Genomic DNA, 15,604 nt, shown 5'->3' with positions numbered 1-15,604 from the left:
AAGGTGATACACCGCGCCTAGTGTTGCGGGCAAGTGATGAAACATGAAGTAAGAGTTAAGTGCGGTTCCCTGTTCTGAATAAACAGGGAGCCGTGTCCCGGTCGGGATCAGAGAATATCCAGCGGATACGTCACGATCACCCGATGCTCATCGCTGTCACGCTGGGTAGTGACCTGAGTACGTAGCGAGGCATGCCGCAACTGGATGCCGAGCTTTTTAAGAGGCCCGGATTGCACCACATAGCCCAGCGTCAGGTTGCGCTCCCACTCCTTGCGATCACCGTCCGGCGTGCGGATATTCGAGCCGCTTTCGTACATGCCAAGGAACGTCAGCCCCGGAACGCCAACCTGAGCGAAGTCATAGCCGTAACGAACCTGCCAGGTACTTTCACCGGCACGCTGGAATTTGCCGATCATTGATTCGGTCATGAAGTACGCGCTGGAACCGTCACCCTGATTCAGCCAGACCGCATCGCTGTCGCCGCTGACTTGCTGGAAACCGGCAGACAGGCTATGACCGGCAATCATATAAGTGAACAACGCACTGGAAAGACGGCTGTCAACTTTGCCTTTGGTGACGCCATCGCCGTAATAACCGAACGTGTAGAACGCCGGATCATTGCCATTGGCGCCATCAGAGCTGTTGTCGAAGTAACGCAGGTCCGAACGCAATACACCTGGCCCGACCGGCATGTCGTATTTCAAGCCGAGAAAGTGTTGTTTGTAAAAGTCTTTCAAGTTGCCGTAGTAATACTGGACGGTCAGGTCTTTGGTCGGTTTGTAATCCACACCGCCGTAATAGAACTTGTTAACGAACTCGCCGCTCACCGCGTTATTCGCGCCAGGTATCGACATCCCCATCTGGTTACTCGACCCACGACCTTTGACATGTTCCAGTTGGCCGAGGGTAAAGGTGAAGTTATCCAGATCTTTGGATTGAACCTGACCGCCATTGAAAGTCTGTTGCAGCATGCGGTCGGTGGAGATCACCACCGGCAGCATAGGCACCAGTGTGCCGTAGCGGAACTCGGTTTTGGACACCAGTGCCTTGGCGGTCAGGCCAATGCTGCCGAACTCATCTACCGCCCGGCCATCGCTGTCAGTCGGAAACACGTTACCGTTGAATGCCGTGCTGGTCGGGTTGTAATGGCGGCCTTTACCGGAATCCAGACGAATACCGAGCATGCCCAGCGCGTCTACACCGAAACCTACAGTGCCCGGGGTATAACCGGAACGGAAATCAAAAATGAAACCCTGGCCCCACTCCTGAGTGTAATTAGGATCCGCAGTACCACTGCGGTTGTCCGCGTTACTGAAGAAGTTACGTGCCAGAACACTGGCCTTGCTGTCTTCGACAAAACCGGCACTGAACGCCTGTTGGGCCATGACCATTCCACAAATACCAGCCACCACGCGGGGTGAGCGATAAATAAGCTCCATCGAGATATCCTCAGCTGTAAGTAAGTGTTGTAAGCAGTCAGGAGTGGGCAGTGAGTTTCTTATTATTTCGAAGCAGTAGATTGAGTAGCAGCTAACAACTTGACGGGCGCCAGGCGAACTAAAATCAGTAATGCGATAACACCCAGCCCGGCACACATCAACAAACCAACACCCACCGAGCGCGCCAACGCATCACGCGCCAGCTCCAGTAGTTGATGATTGCCACCAACGGCCGGGGTTGAATTGAGTAAAACCTGCGGGTCGATATAGCGAGCCAGTTCTCCTTCCTGGCCCGCTGCCAGAAACACTCTATTCAAATGACTCACGTACAGCAGGTTGACCAGCACGCCCATGGCCGCTGTGCCCAGCAAACCACCGACCAGTCGCAATGACTGGGTCAACGCGGTAGCGATACCGAGAAACTGCCGCTCAGCCTGGGTCTGGGTGAAGACGGTCAGGTTGAGCAAGATGAATCCCAGACCCACACCGGCCAGCAGAATCAACATCAACAAGGTATTGAAAGAAGCCTGCCGCCCCACCAGCGACAGCCCGACACAAGCCATCAGCAAGGCAACGAACCCGGCCAGCGGTAACAGATTGGGGTTACGCAGCCGGGTCACGATACGGCTGTTGACGATCGCGCCAAGAGTGATACTCAACGCCAGCGGCGTAATCAACAAACCAGCGTCCTTGGGTGAGTATCCGTAGCTGCCCTGCAGCAACAGCGGCAGGTAAAACAGCAAGGTAAACATGATCGCGCCGGCCAGCATTGACAGCAAAAAAAGAATGCGCAGGCTCGGCACTGCAAACATCGCCGGGGGCAGTAATGCGGATTTGCAGCGACGCTCCCAGAACCAGAGCGCCGCGACAGAAAGCAGGCAAATCAAACCCAATGTGGCGCTTAACGCTGTGCTGGAATGCCCCATCCACTCAGCCCCCAGTTGCAGGCTGCCCAATGCCAGCGCAATCAAGAGAGCACCTGGCCAGTCCAGACGAATGCCTGTCACTTGCACCGGCCGGTAATACGGCAGATAACGCCAGGCAAAAAACAGTGCCAGGCAACCCAGCGGCAAATTGAGATAGAACACCGATCGCCAGCCATAAGCTTCGGTCAGGAAACCACCCAGCCCGGGACCAATAGCGTTGACCACGCTGAACAGCGCACTGAGCATCATCTGCCAGCGCAGTCGCTGCCGGGTATCCGGGAACAACTCAGGAATGCAGGCGAACGCTGTCCCGATCAGCATGCCGCCGCCGACACCCTGAAGCGCACGACCAATCACCAGCACCAGCATGTCGTTGGCTAGAGCACAGACCAGCGAAGCCAGGGTGAAGACGATGGTGGCCGCGATCACGAACGGCTTGCGACCGTAGTAATCGCCAAGCCTGCCGAACACCGGGATGGTGACAATCGAGGTCAGCAGATAACCCGTGGCAACCCAGGCATAGAGCTCAAACCCTTGCAGCTCGGCGACAATGCTCGGCAAGGCGTTGCCGATCACCGTCTGATCCAGCGCCGAGAGCATCAGCACCAGTGAGATCCCCAGCATCGCCAACAAGGCTTGCCGGAAACTCAGCGCGCTCACTTGGGTCGTCATGCTCGCGCCTCAGCCCAATGCTGCAACGGCGGTGGCGATTCGCGAACAACCCTCTTCCAGGGTTTCCAACGCCGTGGCGATGGACATCCGGAAGAAAGGTGCCAAACCATAGGCTGTACCGGCTACAACTGCTACGCCCTGGCTTTCCAACAAATACATCACCACATCGGCGTCGGTTTCCAAGGGCTTGCCATCGGGTCTGGTTTTACCGAGCAATGCCCCACAGTTGACGTACAGGTAGAACGCGCCGTTGGGTTTGAGGCAGCTCAGGCCGTCGATGGCGTTGATCCGTTCCAGACAGCGGTCGCGACGTCGCTGGTAAACCACCACGCTCTCTTTTACAAAAGACTGATCACCGTTCAGCGCTGCCACCGCCGCCGCCTGACTGACAGAACTGGCGTTGCTGGTCGACTGCGACTGCAAGGTCGCCATGGCATTGATCAGGTCAGCCGGACCGGCCGCGTAGCCGATACGCCAACCGGTCATGGCGTACGTCTTCGAAACACCATTGATCACCAGCACGCGATCACGCAGCGCCGGTTCCACGGTCAGGATGTGGGCGTTGGGTGCATCGTCGAAACGAATGTGCTCGTAGATGTCATCGGTCATCACCAACACGTCGGGGAAATCCAGCAACACGTCGGCCAAGGCCCGCAGCTCTTCAGCGCTGTAACTGGCGCCGGTCGGGTTGCTGGGTGAGTTGATCAGCAGCCAGCGAGTACGCTCGGTAATTGCGGCACGTAATTGCTCTGCGGTGAGCTTGAAGCCGTTTTCTTCCGGGCAGGCCAGCGTCACCGGCTCGCCTTCGCAGGCCAGCACCATGTCCGGGTAAGACACCCAGTAAGGTGCAGGAATCAGCACTTCATCCCCTGCCCCGAGCGTCGCGGCAAACGCATTGAAGATTGCGCTCTTGGCACCACTGGTGACGACCACTTGCGACGCCGGGTAATCAAGGCTGTTTTCACGGGCCAGTTTGGCGGCGATGGCTTGGCGCAGCTCAAGGGTGCCGGCGTTGAGGGTGTAGCGTGTTGCGCCATTTTCGATGGCGGCGCTGGCGGCTTCGCGAATGTGTTTTGGGGTATCGAAGTCGGGCTCGCCGACGACCAGGTTAATGATCGATTTGCCCTGGCGACGCAGTTCGTTGGCACGGTCGGCAGCGGCGCTGCTCGGCGAAGGTTTGATGCGTTGCACGCGGGCGGCGATGCGGGAGGCGTTCAAGGTGGTGATCCTCGGAGGTGACATTCGAGGCTCTACGTTACGAGGCTGCATCCTTTAGCAGATAAGACAGTTTCGTTCTGGGTTAATAGGAAGTGCTTATGACCGGGCATGGATCACCTATGCACCAAAATGGAACAAGCCATACTTTACTGTACGTTGGGCAGGCACAATTGGCCGTGACGCGTCTGGTCATAGCAAAGGCTTATAGTTTTGGGGTAGACCTTTGGGAATAGGTATTCACATAACTTCTGTATTTGTGTACATATTCGTTACTGTGTTATGGCGGATATTGGTTGCGCTTTTACAGCGCCTCACTTTTGATGGAGCGCAAAAGTAAGCAAAACGCTCTTGCCCCACCACTTGGTGCCTCGCCTAGGCTCGGCATGCCCGTAATCCGACCTTGCTGCGTGGGGCCGCCGCCACCGGCCATCCATGGCCTGAGGCGGCTAAACCGGCATCCCTGCCGGTTCACCCCACACAGCAAGGTCGAATTCCGGCCGGCGTGGTTTAACGGGGCGCTTAAGATCAAAATCAAAAGCAGATCAAAAGCAGCGGTTCCCCGCGGACCGGTAGGAGCGAACTTGTTCGCGAGACGCCACCACATCCAACGCATTCGATGTCTGACACACCGCTTCGCAGCCTTCGGCAGCTCCTACAGATGCCCGGCAAACCCGCACAACCAGGTCGGCTGTCAGGCCGCCGCGCTTTTGATTTTGATCTGAGGCGCCCCGTTAAACCACGCTGGCCGAACGCAGATTCTGAAGCGTGGGGCGCCCTTGAGTTGAAGAGGGGCAGGACGCCAGGTTAGCCGCATTGGGCCATGGATGGCCCGTTGCGGCGGCCCACGGTTCAGGATCTGCGGGCGGGTACACCGAGCACCAGCGAGGTGCCGAGTGGTGGGGCAAGAGCGTTTTGCTTACTTTTGTCTGGGCCGGCTTCCGGATCTATCAAAAGTGAGGCGCTGTAAAAGCGCAACCAATACCAGCCGTTACCCCAATAACGGATATGTACACAAATACAGAAGTTATGTAGATACCTGTGCCTTCTCCACCGGTGGCCTGGCTTTTGCTAACACCCAACAGATGTCAGCCCACCATGAGCCCTCCTCTTGAACCTCCGTCGCCTGAAGTACTTCGTTAAGATCGTCGACATCGGCAGCCTGACCCAAGCCGCCGACGTCCTGCATATCGCCCAGCCCGCCCTTAGCCAACAGCTGGCAACCCTCGAAGCCGAACTGCATCAGCAACTGCTGATTCGCACCAAACGCGGTGTGACGCCGACTGAAGCGGGCAAGGTCTTGTACGGCCATGCACAACACATCCTGCGCCAGTGTGAGCAGGCGATCAGCGACGTCAACGACACCGGTCACGCACTGTCCGGCCAAGTGTCAGTGGGGCTCGCGCCGGGCACCGCTGCGTCCACGCTGTCGCTACCTCTGCTACGACGGGTGCGCGAGCGATATCCGGGCATTCTCCTGTACCTCAATGAAAACTTCGGCACCACCCTCAGCGAACTGATCATGAATGGCCGCATGGACATGGCCGTGCTGTATGGCGGTCGCGAAGTGCATGGCCTGAGCTTCGTGCCACTGTTACGGGAGAACCTGTATCTGGTCAGTGCTGAAGAGCACCTGGACGGACGTGATGAAATTGGCCTGGCCGAGCTGGCCCCCATGGAAATGCTCCTGCCCCGCCCCTACAACATCATGCGCAAGCTGGTAGACGAAGCCTTTGTCAGCATTGGCCAGAGCGCAAACGTGGTCGCCGAAGTGGAATCGTCGGCGACCCTGACCTCGGCGGTAGCTGAACGCTTTGGTTCGACCATCCTTCCCGAATCAGCCGCCAAGGTGCTGGTCGCCGCCACCGGAGCACGCATGTTGCGCATCGTCGAGCCAGATATTCAGGCGCCGCTAGCCTTGTGTCTGTCAGGTCATTTGCCCTTGTCGGTACCGGCTCAGGCGGTCAAGGCGATCCTGCTGGAGCTGGTCGCAGAGATGCGTGCTCAAACCGTCTCAGCGTCATAAGCGTGCCTTATCACCCCACAGCCAAACCGTCTTGGCGGTCCTTCGCAGCCCTCGTTAGATTGAACTTCATTCAATACGGCAAGCTGCAAAGGTAAAGGCAAGGGTATGGATCAAGAACGCATCAAGGCACTGATCGAGTTGCTGGCCGAGTCCGACCTGATCGAACTGAGCCTCACGGAAGGCGATAGCACGTTGCGCCTGTTCAAAGATGCCACAGGTTGCAACACCGTGCAGGGCACACCTGCAAACACAGCGCCCACCAAGGCAGCGCCAAAAGCCGCCGTCCAGGTCACCCGCCCTGCTTCGGAGAAAAACAAAACCGGTGGTGAGGTAAAGGCCAGCCTGTACGGCGTACTGCACCTGACCCCGGCAGCCGGTGAAGCGCCTTTCGTGAAAGTCGGTGACAACGTCGAAGCAGGGCAAACCCTGGCGATTCTTGAAGCGATGAAGATGTTCCACCCGCTCAAAGCGCCTCACGCCGGCATTGTCGACGCGATCCTGGCCAGCGGCGGCACCGAGGTTGAATCCGGCCAGCCGTTGTTTCGCCTGGTTTGACCCCCCGTATTTTTTAGGTGCCCACAATGTTCAATAAAGTGCTGATCGCCAACCGTGGCGAAATTGCCCTGCGTATCCAGCGTGCCTGTCGGGGTCTGGGTCTGAAAACCGTAGTCGTGTACTCCGAGGCTGACCGCCACGCGCAATACGTCACTCAGGCTGACGAAGCCTTGTGTATTGGTCCCGCTGCACCGACCCACAGTTACCTGAATCAGGCTGCCCTGCTGTTTGCCGCACAGGTCAGCGGCGCTCAGGCGATTCATCCCGGCTACGGGTTCCTGTCCGAAAATGCAGACTTCGCAGAACGCATCAAAGCAGCAGGCCTGACGTTTATCGGTCCCAGCGCTGAATGCATCCGCACCATGGGAGACAAGGTCGCCGCCAAGCGGGCCATGCGCGAAGCCGGTGTGCCGTGCGTGCCGGGGCCTGATTCGAGCATGTCCAGCGACCCGCAGGCAATCCTCGCCGTGGCCCGTGAAATCGGTTATCCGGTGATCGTCAAAGCCGCTGGCGGCGGCGGTGGCCGTGGCATGCGCGTGGTCCAGCAAGAAGCGGAATTACTCGACGCTATTGCCCTGACCCGGGAAGAAGCCCGTCTGGCCTTCGGCAACCCTGAACTGTACATCGAAAAGTTTCTCGGCCATCCGCGGCACGTGGAAATCCAGGTGCTGTGCGATGCCTACGGCAATGCCGTGTGGCTGGGCAGTCGCGACTGTTCGTTGCAACGTCGCCACCAGAAGGTCCTCGAAGAAGCCCCCGCTCCGGGCATCGATCCACAACTGATCGCACATGTGGGCGAACGCTGTGTGAAGGCCTGTCAGCAGATCGGTTATCGCGGCGTGGGCACCTTTGAGTTTCTCTACGAAGACGGCCAGTTCTTCTTCATTGAAATGAATACACGCTTGCAGGTCGAGCATCCGGTGACCGAGATGACCACTGGCATCGACATCGTTCAGCAGCAGATACGCATGGCCCGTGGGGAACGTCTGGAATTACGTCAGGCGGATATCGTCACCAGCGGTCACTCGCTGGAGTGCCGGATCAACGCCGAGGACCCGATCAGTTTCATGCCGACGCCGGGGCAGATCACCCGCTGGGAAGTGCCCGGTGGCTTTGGTGTACGCGTTGACTCCCACGTCACCACGGGCTATCGCGTACCGCCCTACTACGACTCGATGGTCGCCAAGGTCATCAGCCACGGCGCGACCCGTGAAGAAGCGCTGGCACGCATGCGTCTGGCGCTCAGCGAGCTGTACGTCGAAGGCATCTCCACCAACATCCCCTTGCACCGGGAAATCCTCGACGACCCCGCGTTCTGCGCCGGTGGCGTGGACATTCATCATCTTGAGCACTGGTTAAAGCAACGGAGCCCGCAATGAGCATCGCTCTCCCGGACACACGTCCGACCATCAGCTTGCTGGGTACCACTGCCCTGCTCTTCGAAGCGCACGGCAGTCTTGATCTGGCCCCTCAACAACGGATCTGGGCCATGGCGCAGATGACTGAGCAATGGCCGGAAATCCGTGAGTCGGTGCCGGGCATGAACAACCTGATGCTGACTTTCAACGTCCCGCCGCGCCACCTGAGCGCCTTGACCGAGCGCTTGCTGCAAGCGTGGGAAGCCAGCGAGCCGCTGCCACTTGAGGGCCGGATAATCGAGTTGCCGGTGGTGTATGGCGGCGAGTTCGGTCCGCACATGGACGACGTGATCGCCCACACCGGGCTGGACATTGAAACCATCGCGCACCTGCACAGCGAACCGCTGTACCCGGTGTATGCCCTGGGCAGCCATCCAGGCTACTGCTATCTGGGCGGCATGGATACGCGCATTGCCACGCCACGGCGCAAAGTGCCGGTGCTGAGTATTGGCGCAGGCGCGGTGTCCATCGGTGGCGTGCAGACCGGTGTTTCTGCCTCCGCAGGCCCGAGCGGCTGGAACACCATTGGCCGCACCGAAATGGTGTTTTTCGACCCCGCTCAATCACCTCCGGCGCTGTTGCAGCCGGGGGATCTGTTGCGTTTTCGCATCGAGAGGATCATTCGATGATCGAGATTTTATCCGCCACGGCCCTGGCCACGGTTCAGGACCTGGGCCGCATTGGCAGTCTGGGCTATGGCGTGGGTACTTCCGGCGCCATGGACACCCTGGCGGTCGCGACCGGCAATATTCTGCTGGGCAACGCCGAAGAAGCAGCCGCCATCGAGATACCGGTATTCCCTTTTGAAGTACGTCTGCTTGAAGACTGCGCCTTTACAGTCACCGGTGCTGCCAGCGCGGCCGATCTGGACGGTGTTGGATTCCCGCCAAACTGGGTAATGCAGGGCTTGAAGGGTCAGACGCTGACGATCAATCAGCCGGTTGCTGGCTGCCGCGCTTACCTGTGTCTGGCGGGGGGCGTTGACGTACCGATGGTGCTGGGTTCACGCAGCACTCAGTTGCGCGGCGAATTCGGTGGTTTTCAAGGCCGGGCCTTGCAGCAAGGTGATCGACTGGCTGCCGCTGCGCCAGGATTGCTCGCCCGCTCTGTGGATTTTGGTGTACTGAGCCCGACTCATGCCCTGCCCCTCAGTGTTGACGGGGTTGTCGCCATGCGCGTATTGCCTGCTGCGGAATACCAGGCATTCAAGGCTGATTCCCGCGCCTCGTTCTGGAGCGATGACTGGAAGATCACCTCACAGAGCAACCGTTACGGTTTCCGGCTGGAAGGCACGCCGATCCTGCCCGAGCAGGCCATGGAAGTCCGCTCTCACGGCATCGTGCCCGGTGTGATTCAAGTGCCTCACGGCGGCCAGCCGATCATTCAGATGCGTGATGCCCAACCCAGCGGCGGTTATCCGAAGTTCGGCACCGTGATTGAGGCAGACCTGTGGCGTCTGGGTCAGGCAGCGATTGGCAGCCGGATTCGTTTCATCGAATGCAGCTACGACCAGGCGCTGGATGCTCTTGAGGAAAATCAGGCTTACCTGGCTGAAGTGCGACGTCTTGTGGCCCTGCAGAATCTGGCCCGGCGCTGAGGAACGAAGCATGAACATTGAACAGATTCGCCAGTTGGTCGCTGACCTGACCGCAGCCGGTTTGTCCGGTGCAGAAATCGATAAACCAGGTTTCAAGTTGAGTTTGAAGCGTGGTGTTGCAGCTGAGTACTCCAGTTCGACCGAGGCCTCGGAAAACCAGCCTGAGCCGGACGCGCTGCAGATCAAGGCCTCAGGTGTAGGCCGTTTGCTGCTGGCCCACCCGGACGACAGCATCGTGCTCGCGCCTGTCGGCAGTGACCTTCAGCCCGGTCAACTGATTGCAATTCTGGCCGTTGGTACTTTGCTGCTGCCGGTGCGCAGTCAGCATGCCGGGCAGGTTTGCAGCGTACTTGTCGCCAATGGCACGACCGTCAGTTACGGCCAGCCGTTAATCAGCCTCTTACCTTTCGACGCCGACGCGGTGCAACCATGAAGATTGATTTGAATGCCGATATGGGCGAAGGCTTCGGTGCCTGGCGCATGGGTGAAGACGAAGCGCTGATGGAGATCATTTCCTCGGCCAACGTTGCCTGTGGCTTCCATGCTGGCGACCCGCTGATCATGAACAACACGGCGCTGCTGGCCAAAGCCAGAGGCATCGATCTGGGGGCCCACGTCGGCTTCCCGGACCTGGCGGGTTTTGGCCGTCGGCAGATGAATATCGAAATCAAAGAGCTGTGCACCTATGTGACGTATCAACTCGGCTCGCTGGCCGCCATCGCCAGAGTCGCCGGGCATCACATGACTCACATGAGCTTTCATGGCGCGCTGGGCAACATGGTCGCTGCCGATGCCGACATGGCAGCGCAGTTGATTCGCACAGTGGCAGCGTTTGACCCCGAGATCATCGTCAGTTCATCCAGCAGCCGCGCCATTGAAACGGCTGCAAGCCAGAACAATCTGCGGGTTGCGACGACCTTTCTGGCGGATCGCGCCTATGACGACGACTGCCTGCTGGTGCCGCGCAAGATCGCCAATTCGGTGATCAAGGACCCCGCCGCTGTGTTGCAACGGGTTCGCCAATTGCTCGAATACGGCACCGTGACCAGCATCAGCGGCAAGGTGATCAAGGTCAGCGCCTGCTCGATATTGCTGCATGGCGACACCCCCGGCGCAGTCGAACTGGCGAGAACCGTGCGTACTGAAATCGAATCAGCGGGTGGGCAGATCGTGCCGATCAGCAAACTGATGGCGTGAGGGCTATCGCGCAGCGAACACGGGATTTGTTGGAGCGAGGCTTGCCCGCGAACCAGCCGACTCAGTGGGTCAGGCACACCGCGTTATCGTTCTTCGCGGGCAAGCCTCGCTCCAACAGATCCCCGTTGCTGGGCGAGAGCGCTGTTTCAGAGACACTGGGTCAGTTCCTATAGAAAATGCGTTCCAGGCGCACCAGACGTCATAAGAGACGCTTATAGCCACACAGCCATTCCGTCTTGGTCGTCAGGGTTGGTGCTGGATAGAGTCGATACATCAGCAACACCAGACCGTATTTAACGTTCACCGGACAGACCGGTGAACCACTAGATTCAGAGGTACACGCAATGCCATTTTCCGATTACAAAACCGCGCTGGTCACCGGCGCCTCTTCCGGGATCGGTGCCGCCGTGGTTGAGCGCCTGTGTCAGGAAGGCATTGAAGTTCACGCCATTGCCCGCAGCGCCGACAAGCTCGCCGAACTGGCGGCACGTACCGGCTGCATCGCCCACGTCATCGACGTGACCGACCTGCCGGGCCTCACCGCCCTCTTCGAAAAACACAGCTTCGACATTCTGGTCAACAACGCCGGGGTTGATCGTCCGGGTTCGATCCTGGCTTCGGACGCTGAAGGTATCGACTTCCTGATCGACGTCAACCTGCGCGCAGTGCTGCATCTGGCCCGTCTGGCGCTGCCCGGCATGGTCGAGCGCGACAGCGGCCATATCATCAACATCAGCTCCATCGCTGCGGCCTACAACTTCGGCGGCAACTCCACGTATCACGCGACTAAAGCAGCCGTGAGCATGCTCTCGCGCCAGCTGCGTATTGACGCATTCGGCAAGCGCGTCCGGGTCACCGAAATCTGTCCGGGCCGGGTTGCCACTGACATCTTTGCCCATGTGCATGGCGACTCCGAAGAGACCTACAAACGCTTCGTCGAAGGTTTCGAATTGCCGGTGGCCGCGGACATCGCCAATGCCATCGCCTTCGCGATCGCGGCCCCGGTTGCGGTGAACATTGGCCATATGGAAATCACCCCGACGCTGCAAGTCCCCGGCGGTCTGTCCACGGCCCGCCCACAGGACTATCAGGGTTGAGTTCAGCCCAGGCGACCAGAACGGACTGATCCGTCAATGCGCTCTTTTGGCCAGGCCAGCGCCTGGCATTTTTTCTGCCCCTACCAATGCCGATAGGGATTGACCATGAATGACTTCGATCTAGCCCCGATCCTCACCGGCGAATACGCCGAGTTGATCGTCAAGGGCATCGAAATGACGTTGCAACTGGCGCTGTTCGCCTGGTGCCTGGCCATGCTGCTCGCGCTGGTTCTGGTGACGGTGCGTCTGACCGGCAACAAATACGCCAATGGTCTGGTGGCGGCCTACGTTTCCTACCACCGCAACGTGCCGACGCTGGTGCAATTGATGCTCTGGTATTTCGGTATTCCAACCTTGCTGTCGACCTCCACTCAGATCTGGCTCGCGGGTTACAACACTGAGTATCTGTTTTCCGTCATCGCGCTGGGCCTCTGTCAGGCCGCCTACTTCAGCGAAGACATTCGCAGCGGCCTGCGCGCCATCCCATCCGGACAAACCGAAGCGTCACGGGCGCTGGGCATGGGCTACGTGCGCTCGATGCGTTACGTGATCCTGCCGCAAGGGGTGCGTAATTGCCTGCCCTCGCTGATCAACCACACCGTACTTCTGTTCAAGAACACCAGCCTGGCCATGGCCATTGGCGTGATGGAGTTGACCTACGCCACTCGCGAAGTCGAGAACTACACGTTCCGCACCTTTGAATCCTTTCTGGTCGCCTCGGTGGTGTACCTGGCCTTTTCGCTGCTGCTGATGGGCTTGGGTGCCCTGCTGGCCAAGCGATTCAACAAAGCCCTGGCGAGGTAAGCGAGCATGTTCGATATCTTCACGATCCTTCAACAGAACTGGACGCTGTTCCTTATTGGTCAATACCCGCACGGGCCACTGGGCGGTCTGGCGGCGACGTTGATTCTGGCGATTCTGGCGCTAGTTTTCGCCTTCCCGCTAGGCCTGTTGCTGGCCATGGCGCGGATTTCCCCATGGGCCCCGCTGCGCTGGTTTTCGACCGTCTGGGTCTATGTACTGCGCGGCATCCCGCTGCTGATGGTGATCTTCTGGACCTACTTCCTGGTGCCGCTGCTGATCGGCCACAACATCACCGGTTTCACCACCATGCTGTGCACATTGGTGATCTACCAGAGCGCCTATCTGAGCGAAATCATTCGCGGCAGCATTCAGGCGTTGCCAGCCGGCCAATACGAAGCGTCCCGGGCACTGGGCATGGGCTATATGCGCACTACCCTTTGGGTGATCTTGCCTCAGGCACTTTACAACGCCCTGCCCAGCCTGCTCAGCCAGTTCATTTCGATTATCAAGGAAACCTCGCTGGGCTACGTGATCAACGTGCAGGAAATCACCTTTGCCGCCAATCAGGTAAACAACCAGTTGCTGACCAAGCCATTCCAGGTGTTTTTCATCCTTGCTGTCATCTACTACCTGCTGTGTTTCGCCCTGACTCATCTGGCCGACTGGCTGGAGCGGCGCATTGCCCGCAAGCGTCTGGGCACCGTCACCGCTGCCGCCGTCGACAGCCCTTTGCTGACCCCCATTAATTGAAGAGGGCTGACTCATGCGTCCAATGATCATGTTTTCCAACGTCAACAAGTGGTACGGCGAGTACCAGGCGCTGACCAACCTCACCGCACAAGTGAACACCGGTGAAGTGGTGGTGCTGTGCGGGCCTTCGGGCTCGGGCAAATCAACCCTGATCCGTACAGTCAACCGCCTGGAAGACATCCAGAAAGGCCAGATCCTGTTCGACGGTCAAGACGTGAACGGCACCGATGCCAACGTCAATCGCCTGCGCAGCCGGGTGGGCTTCGTGTTTCAGAGCTTTAACCTGTTCCCGCATCTGTCGGTGCTGGACAACATCATCCTGTCACCGACCAAGACCCTCGGGCTCAAGGGTTCGGCTGCCAAGGAGCGGGCCATGCAGTTGCTGGACCGTGTGGGCCTGGCGCACAAGGCGGGGGCTTATCCGGCGCAACTGTCCGGCGGCCAGCAACAGCGAGTGGCGATTGCCCGAGCCTTGGCCATGGAACCACCGGTGATGCTGTTCGACGAACCCACCAGCGCCCTGGACCCGGAAATGGTCGGCGAAGTGCTGAGCGTCATGAAAGGCCTGGCCAAAGACGGGATGACCATGATGTGCGTGACCCACGAGATGAATTTCGCCCGTGAAGTCGCTGACACCATCTGGTTCATGGACGCCGGGCAGATCCTTGAAAAAAGCGACCCTGAGAGCTTTTTCAGCCAACCCCAACACCCTCGCGCCCAACGTTTCATCGCAGACCTGCGGGCGCACTGATTTCTAAAAACTGCCGCTGGACCTGCTCTTAACTCATCCTGAATTTCTGGAGTTTCCCATGCGTATCAAGCATTTGTTCGCCGCTGTAGCCTTGAGTCCTTTGGCAGTCACCATCGCCCACGCCGATCAGTTGAGCGACATCATGGCCAGGCAGTCGTTGAGCTGCGGCGTGTATGCCGATGTCCCGCCATTCTCCGCACCGGATCCGAAAACCCGTGAACTGGTAGGCATGGACGTGGACCTGTGTACTGCCTTGGCGAAGAAGCTCGGCGTCAAGCTGGAGCTCAAGCCGATGTCGGTTGAAGCACGGATTCCAGAAGTGAAAATGGGCCGCGTTGACGTCCTGTTCGCCAACCTCGCGTACACCAAAACCCGCGCCGACCAGATCCAGTTCAGCGACCCGTACTACATTGCCAAGGAAACCCTGGTGGTTCACGCGGCCAATGCCGACAAGGACAAGGCGTTCTTCAAGGGCAAGCGCATCAGCTCCACCAAGGGCTCGACCTCCGAGCAGTCGATCCGGATTGCTGAAGCCATTCCAGTGACCTTCCAGGACACCGGCTCGGCTTACATGGCGTTGCAGCAGAACAAGGTCTTGGGCCTTGTCACCAACACCATGACCGCGATCAAACTGGTCAATCAGGCCAAGGCGTCCGGCATCGAACTGGCCATCGCCAAAGAGCCCATGGCCCTTGAGCCGATCGGTGCCGGTATGCGCAAGGATGAGCCCGCCTTCCTCGCCAAGGTCAATGAATCACTGAAAGCCATGGACGACGCCGGTGAAATCGACGCTATCTGGGAACGCTGGATCGGCCCGAACACCGAATACAAAATGGTCCGCGAAGACAAAGTGCAGAGCCTGAGCGCACTGAAGTTTGATCCGTTGCCTTGATGGGCTGATACCTTTGGCTGAATGCGTGGCAGATTCTTTTTCTGCCTGCTAACTCAGACCTGTGTGGGGGACTTTATGTTCGGGTGCAACCCCAGCCGGTCCTAAGGAGTTTGCGCAGAATCTGTGGGAGTCGCCCCGGTGTCCCTGACACCACGCTGTCGCGCAGCAAACACGGACCCTGTAGGAGCGCGCTTGCCCGCGATTCGGTCTGTCAGTCGATGAATATATTGCCTGTGCTGACGCGATCGCGGGCAAGCGCGCTCCT

At 58.8% G+C, this 15,604-nt stretch carries 15 protein-coding genes; 12 read left to right on the top strand and 3 right to left on the bottom strand.

All coding sequences use genetic code 11. From position 1 onward, the window contains the following. Positions 1 to 107 precede the first annotated feature (107 nt). From AO242_RS07965 to AO242_RS07955, 3 genes are all read right to left on the bottom strand, one after another. A complete protein-coding gene (locus AO242_RS07965) occupies positions 108 to 1,439 on the bottom strand; it encodes an OprD family porin (RefSeq protein ID WP_027901502.1) in 1,332 nt (443 codons plus the stop codon). A gap of 62 nt (positions 1,440 to 1,501) precedes the next feature. Further along, complete coding sequence (locus AO242_RS07960) at positions 1,502 to 3,037, bottom strand: MFS transporter (protein WP_099268292.1); 1,536 nt, start codon at positions 3,035 to 3,037, stop codon at positions 1,502 to 1,504. Positions 3,038 to 3,046: 9 nt separating this feature from the next. Then, positions 3,047 to 4,255, bottom strand: coding sequence for an aspartate transaminase (locus AO242_RS07955; protein ID WP_099268343.1), 1,209 nt, complete (start codon positions 4,253 to 4,255; stop codon positions 3,047 to 3,049). A 1,108-nt stretch (positions 4,256 to 5,363) separates the two neighbouring features. Between AO242_RS07955 and nac the strand changes: the two genes are divergently transcribed. The 12 genes from nac to AO242_RS07890 all read left to right on the top strand — a co-directional run bounded on the left by nac (position 5,364) and on the right by AO242_RS07890 (position 15,339). Continuing rightward, the gene (nac, locus tag AO242_RS07945; RefSeq protein WP_099268290.1) at positions 5,364 to 6,278 is read left to right on the top strand and encodes a nitrogen assimilation transcriptional regulator NAC; all 915 of its coding nucleotides are present in this window, start codon (positions 5,364 to 5,366) and stop codon (positions 6,276 to 6,278) included. Between the two features lie 105 nt (positions 6,279 to 6,383). Then, on the top strand, positions 6,384 to 6,833 hold the full coding sequence (locus AO242_RS07940) for an acetyl-CoA carboxylase biotin carboxyl carrier protein (RefSeq protein WP_099268289.1): 450 nt from the start codon (positions 6,384 to 6,386) through the stop codon (positions 6,831 to 6,833). A gap of 26 nt (positions 6,834 to 6,859) precedes the next feature. Beyond that, positions 6,860 to 8,212 carry an acetyl-CoA carboxylase biotin carboxylase subunit gene (accC, locus tag AO242_RS07935; RefSeq protein WP_099268288.1) on the top strand — a complete coding sequence of 451 codons (1,353 nt, stop codon included), beginning with the start codon at positions 6,860 to 6,862 and terminating at the stop codon, positions 8,210 to 8,212. After that, positions 8,209 to 8,880 (top strand): 5-oxoprolinase subunit PxpB, encoded by a 672-nt coding sequence (gene pxpB / locus AO242_RS07930; RefSeq protein ID WP_099268287.1) that lies wholly within the window; start codon positions 8,209 to 8,211, stop codon positions 8,878 to 8,880. The genes accC and pxpB overlap by 4 nt, the downstream gene beginning before the upstream one ends. Beyond that, positions 8,877 to 9,848: a biotin-dependent carboxyltransferase family protein gene (locus AO242_RS07925; RefSeq protein ID WP_099268286.1), complete on the top strand. Its 972-nt coding sequence runs from the start codon at positions 8,877 to 8,879 to the stop codon at positions 9,846 to 9,848. Before pxpB ends, AO242_RS07925 begins: the two co-directional genes overlap by 4 nt. Before the next feature lie 10 nt (positions 9,849 to 9,858). Further along, positions 9,859 to 10,281, top strand: coding sequence for an acetyl-CoA carboxylase biotin carboxyl carrier protein (locus tag AO242_RS07920; RefSeq protein WP_099268285.1), 423 nt, complete (start codon positions 9,859 to 9,861; stop codon positions 10,279 to 10,281). Then, the gene (locus AO242_RS07915; protein WP_099268284.1) at positions 10,278 to 11,045 is read left to right on the top strand and encodes a LamB/YcsF family protein; all 768 of its coding nucleotides are present in this window, start codon (positions 10,278 to 10,280) and stop codon (positions 11,043 to 11,045) included. Before AO242_RS07920 ends, AO242_RS07915 begins: the two co-directional genes overlap by 4 nt. Positions 11,046 to 11,389: 344 nt before the next feature. After that, on the top strand, positions 11,390 to 12,142 hold the full coding sequence (locus AO242_RS07910; RefSeq protein ID WP_099268283.1) for an SDR family oxidoreductase: 753 nt from the start codon (positions 11,390 to 11,392) through the stop codon (positions 12,140 to 12,142). A gap of 105 nt (positions 12,143 to 12,247) precedes the next feature. Beyond that, positions 12,248 to 12,946 (top strand): amino acid ABC transporter permease, encoded by a 699-nt coding sequence (locus AO242_RS07905; protein WP_049826736.1) that lies wholly within the window; start codon positions 12,248 to 12,250, stop codon positions 12,944 to 12,946. Positions 12,947 to 12,952: 6 nt separating this feature from the next. Beyond that, entirely contained in the window at positions 12,953 to 13,696 is a 744-nt protein-coding gene (locus AO242_RS07900; RefSeq protein ID WP_099268282.1) for an amino acid ABC transporter permease, read from the top strand. Between the two features lie 22 nt (positions 13,697 to 13,718). After that, positions 13,719 to 14,447, top strand: a complete 729-nt coding sequence (locus tag AO242_RS07895; RefSeq protein ID WP_176560589.1) for an amino acid ABC transporter ATP-binding protein — start codon at positions 13,719 to 13,721, stop codon at positions 14,445 to 14,447. Between the two features lie 58 nt (positions 14,448 to 14,505). Continuing rightward, complete coding sequence (locus AO242_RS07890) at positions 14,506 to 15,339, top strand: ABC transporter substrate-binding protein (protein WP_099268280.1); 834 nt, start codon at positions 14,506 to 14,508, stop codon at positions 15,337 to 15,339. Positions 15,340 to 15,604: the final 265 nt, after the last annotated feature.

It is taken from the genome of Pseudomonas sp. ICMP 561 (genome assembly GCF_002699985.1).
GTDB lineage: Bacteria > Pseudomonadota > Gammaproteobacteria > Pseudomonadales > Pseudomonadaceae > Aquipseudomonas > Aquipseudomonas quasicaspiana.
Note: the sequence above shows the minus strand (reverse complement) of the source record. Positions and strands in the feature narration are given on the sequence as shown.